This window comes from Pseudomonas sp. TKO26 (assembly GCF_003225665.1).
In the GTDB taxonomy this organism is placed as follows: domain Bacteria; phylum Pseudomonadota; class Gammaproteobacteria; order Pseudomonadales; family Pseudomonadaceae; genus Aquipseudomonas; species Aquipseudomonas saponiphila.
Genome location: NZ_QKLN01000057.1, coordinates 1 through 407, shown reverse-complemented (window position 1 = coordinate 407; position 407 = coordinate 1). Strand labels below are relative to the sequence as shown.

Here is a 407-nt window from a genome sequence, read left to right as displayed (position 1 = left end):
GGATGCTTACGACCACCTTGAGGCGGAACATAAGCGACTGTGCCTTCAATCAGGTTTAGCAGAGCTTGCGGAACACCTTCACCAGACACATCACGTGTGATTGATGGGTTATCAGACTTACGAGAAATCTTATCGATCTCATCGATATAAACAATACCACGCTCAGCTTTTGCTACGTCATAATCACACTTCTGCAGCAATTTCTGAATGATGTTCTCTACATCTTCACCAACATAACCCGCTTCAGTTAGCGTTGTTGCGTCGGCCATAGTAAATGGAACATCCAACATGCGCGCTAGAGTTTCAGCTAGAAGTGTCTTACCACTACCGGTAGGACCGATCAGTAAGATATTACTTTTACCTAGCTCAACACCATCACTGTTGGTATCGCCATTACGAAGACGCTT

General features: G+C 45.0%; 1 protein-coding gene. It reads right to left on the bottom strand.

All coding sequences use genetic code 11. The features are described from left to right. A partial coding sequence (locus tag DNK59_RS31435) for an AAA family ATPase (protein ID WP_146249955.1) occupies window positions 1-407 on the bottom strand: 407 nt, incomplete at both ends.